Raw genomic sequence first — 4,441 nt, 5'->3', positions numbered from 1 at the left:
CATCGATGCCCGGATCGCCCAGATCGCGGGCGGTGGTCAGCAGCACGTCGCGGACCTGTGCGCTGTCCAGGTAGGGGAAGCGCTCAAACAGCAGCCCGAGAGCGCCGGTGATGTGCGGGGCCGCCATGGACGTTCCACTCTTCAGACCGTAGCCGTGCCTCGGCACGCGCTGAGTTACATCGAGCCAGAGGTTGCCGTCCGCATCGGTGCGAATATCTGCTGTTGGCGGGGCAGAGGGATCGTAGGTCGTTGAGTTGATATCTGTGCCGGGAGCGGCGATGCACCAATTGGCACTCAGACCACATTTGTTTGATCTGTTGCTCAATACAAATTCATATTCATCCTTCTTCTCATCATTGCCCCTGTTCTTGTCGTCGACGTTGACCACACTCAGCCAGTACTTCTCGATATCAGGGAGCGCTCGAGGAAGCGTCGCATAAATGCCGGCAATGGGGCTCTCCTCGGGTGTGGGGATGACTTCATCAGTATTCCCTGCCGCCCAGACTTGAATCATGCCCTTGGCTTGCGCGCCATCCGCGAAGATCGAGAGTCTCTCAAGCCATTCGGGATCGCTGTATCGGTTATCCAATTCAGCTGCTGACTCCGGCTCCGTGGCCAAACCCCAGCTGTGATTGATCGCACGCACTCCCTCAGTGTTCATCTGATCGTATAGATCGACAAGCGCTGAATTCTCTGGCCCCGTGCTCTTAACCCGCTCACCAATACCGAACCCGTTGAGATAGATCTCGGTGACGCTGTTAAAGAACAACTTGGCGACGGTCAGATCTGCACCGAATCCCACACCATGCATGCCTACGCCATCACGATTGGCAGCGATGGTGCCACCCACATGGGTGCCGTGATCGTCATAGGATGCGTTCCGCAGAAACTCGCTCAGCTGTGGGTCACTTAGTAACAGATCAGCAATTCTCTTGGGCATCTTTGGATCAAGCTTATAGCGCTTAACCTGGACCTCATCACCAGCGCTGGAGAAGCAAGCATCCGGGCCCGTCAATGCAGTCCTGTTCGTGCACCGACTGCCATCGGCCAATAGATCAGCAATGGTGATGCTGCGATGATTCTTGCCGCCGAATTCTGGGTGATCCAAGCCGGTCCCGCTGTCGAACACTCCCAACCGGATGCCAGCGGCGCTTAGCCCCCTCGCGTAAGCATACTGCGCATTCATTGCCCCCAAGCCCCAGTCCGAGTTGAACTCGTCGGTCTTCCAGCTATCTGGATTGCCCGCAGCTCCCATACTGGAACTGTCTGATGCGTGAGAGGGTGGGAGGGGCGCGCTTGGCTGGATTCCTGCTTCGGGCGCCGTCGAGCGGGCCCAAGCTGTCTGCAATGATCGCTGTTGCATGAGCGCATCCAGTGGCTCACTGGCAACGGACTGTGCTGACACTGTCAACGGCAACGAAGCGGCGATTGCGATCGCCAAGTGGGTGGCAAGCGGGTGGAGCGACTGGCGAGCGTAGAGCGAGCGTGTCATCTTCAAACGTCCTCGGCGGTGAGTAGTGTTACGAAGTAACTAACGCCGCGACGCCGTCGACACCCCCAGTCCCTTAACAGTAACTGAAGGCACTTCATTAGACTTAAAAAGTGTGATAGAAGTCACTTTAAATGAACCGTAAAAGATTGTGGATGCCCCGTGAAGGCGGGTCGGATTCCCGGCAGGATGACGGCCAGCGCGCATTCGAAAGAGGGGCCGGGGTCGTGCGGTTCAAGTAGACGGGGAATCGGCCGCACCTCCGGGGCCGGGGCCGATGGCAGCTCAATCCAGGGGCGCGGGAGTAGCGCCAGCACTCAACCCGAACGATTCAGGCAGCTGCCGGCCGCGTTCGCCGGTTATACGACGACCCGCCGCATCCTTCCGGCCACGCCTCGCTCGCGCGGGACAGAGGGGTTTCAATGACGTCCCAGTTTTCCGCTGATGCACAGAATGGCGACCGCATGCGGCTCTGTTTGAGGGGCAGCGGGGGCGTGCGCGGAGACCTTCCTGCCGAGAGGGGCTACGGCATGAAGTCTGTCCTTGCAGGCAATGCGGCGAGGTAACGTTTGGATGCGCTTGGCTGGGGGGGGAGCCCCCCCTTCGACGTTAGTACACAGGTCGTGTTGGCCAGTTATGCCCAGCCCACCGAATGCCGCGAGCGTGTGTCGGCGTCTCTGTCACCTCCAGGAATATTCCAAATGAAAGGTAATCTCCGCTTGCCTGCGTTCCGTCAGCTGAGCCCGCTGCATGCAGCTGTCTGTCTTGCGCTGACGGGGGGGATGTTGCCCTCCCTCGCGTCGGCCTACACCTTCCATATCAATGGAGATCGCATCATCGCGACAGGTGGTGTCAACTACCAGGACCACATCAGGCTGCGAAGGATTCTCGATGCCGCAGCCAGCAATGGCAGGACCATCACGCAGGTGGTCTTCCGCAACAGCCCCGGCGGCGATGCAGCTGCAGGACGAGGAACCGGGGAGCTACTGCGCCTGCGCGGGATCACTGCTGTATTCCAGGGTAAGTGCATCTCCGCCTGCGGCACCAGCTTCATCGGTGGTGCTGAACGACGCATCGCCAATTACGATCTGCCCGAGATCGATCCTAGCTATCCCGAAAACATCTTCATGATCCATGGGAGCACGGCCGGCGGAAAAGTCGTCCCGATCCCCCAGCAGGTCTCGGATGATCACTACGCGAAGATGATGCAGGGCAACGCGCCGCCAGATGCCATCGCTCGGGTTGTGGGCGCCATCAATGGAATGCAGGTGCCGTTCGGTTCGTTCCTCACCTACTTCGATCCAAGGTCCGGAAAGCCCGCCCAGTTCTGCCCGACCGAGGACAACTGCACCGTGTACGACGGTGTGGACATCTACAGCGACCGGATCATCACCAGCGAGGAGCGTATCGATCTTTCCGCCGACTATTTGCGTGTCGCGGATAGCGTGCACGGCGACCTGAATCCTTACTTCTACGCGGCGCAATACGAGTACGCCGCGGGCTATGGTGTGGACGCTGAAGGGGCGCCAGCCCCGTTCGACGCGGCCCAAATCGCCGCGGGCGATGCATTTGGCATGATCCGACTTGAGCGCGGCGGATCTTGGCTGGCGGATACGTCCAGCGGTGCGGAGATCCTCTGGGCGGAGAAGGGAGAGGTGGATGTGAGCGCCGGTGGCCGTCTGGTGACGCTGTACACCATTGTCGGAAGCGAGGGTTCCGTCACGCTGCAGGGGGGGCAACTGAAAGCTGAGGATACGACCGTGTCGGGCCTGTTTGGCATTGGCGCCGGTGGCGAGCTGGACAACAAGGACACGGTGCTGGTCAAGCGCGGTGGCCGGGTCGCTCTGGCGGGAGGGACGCTGAGAACTGCGGTCGCCACGCTGGACGCCGGCGCCCGGCTGGAGGGTCATGGGACGATCGCTGCGACCGGTTACGTAGCGTTCCCCGGCGAGCCCGGCGTTGCGTGGAATGTTCCACAGGTGACGCGGGTGAGGGTGGCCGGTGGCGATCTTCATCCTCAGGGTGGTCAGTTGACGGTCAACGGCTATGTCAGCTTCGCCTATCCCAATGCCGGCCGACTGCTGTTCGACATCACCCCGGAAACGCGTCAGGCAGGCCTTGTGCTGGGGGCATTCGAGGTGCATCGCTGCGAAAGCGTCAGCACATACTCCCTGTGTGCGGACGGCCCGGTCGCGACCGCACCGGGCTTCCTGATCGGTGGCACAGTCGGCAAACTCGCGCTGGACATCGCACCGGGCTACTACCGCCAGGATCTTTCGATCCCGCTGGTGCAAGGACGCATTTACGGGAGCGCCGAAGGTAGCCAGCTGACCGGCAAGCTGTTGAATGACCGCGAGAGCGAGTTCGATGCCAGCGTGCCGCAGCTGCAGGCCGGACAGGTCGCGTTCACCCGTGCCGAGCGGCAGGACGGCTCGGGCTACAGTGCCGATCTGACCAGTGCCGACACGGCACAGCGCAGGTTCCATCCGCGCGAGAACTCGCTGCTCACGTTCAATATCGTGCAGACCGGCGACGGCATCTGGGCGGTCGCCAATCCGGCCTTCGATGACGTGTCTCCGTTCGCCAACGTGGCGTCGGGCGCGGGCCTCGGCCAGGCATTGAGGACGGCCGCGTCGCAGCCGGCGTCGGCGCTGGATCCGCTGCTGGGTGCACTGCAGTTTGCCGACCGCGACGTGGTCGCGCAGCAGGCCGGTGCGCTGCGTGGCGATGCCCACGCCACCCTGCGCCTGGCCGACAACGCCCTGCTGGGCAGCATCGGCAACGTGGTCCAGCAGCATCAGGCGGCGATGCGCAGTGCCGGTGGGGATGCCGATGGCCTGGCCGCGCAGGTCGCGCAGTCGATGTCGGCACAGCCGGGCACGCGCCATGGCACCCTGTTCAACCAGCTGGCAATGCATCTGGTCGAGCCGACGGCAGCAGGTGCGGGGGCCA

General features: G+C 62.0%; 2 protein-coding genes. One reads left to right on the top strand and one right to left on the bottom strand.

What is annotated here, in order from left to right; translation table 11 throughout:
- Nucleotides 1–1,492 (bottom strand): S8 family peptidase (locus IMX13_RS18795; RefSeq protein WP_193396969.1); only part of this gene is annotated, 1,492 nt, incomplete at its 3' end.
- A 698-nt stretch (nucleotides 1,493–2,190) separates the two neighbouring features.
- Here IMX13_RS18795 and IMX13_RS18965 point away from each other — a divergent pair.
- Nucleotides 2,191–4,441 (top strand): hypothetical protein (locus IMX13_RS18965; RefSeq protein ID WP_227255522.1); only part of this gene is annotated, 2,251 nt, incomplete at its 3' end.

Source organism: Stenotrophomonas sp. B2 (genome assembly GCF_014947095.1).
Taxonomy (GTDB): Bacteria; Pseudomonadota; Gammaproteobacteria; order Xanthomonadales; family Xanthomonadaceae; genus Stenotrophomonas; species Stenotrophomonas maltophilia_P.
This window is presented reverse-complemented; position numbering and strand designations above follow the sequence as displayed.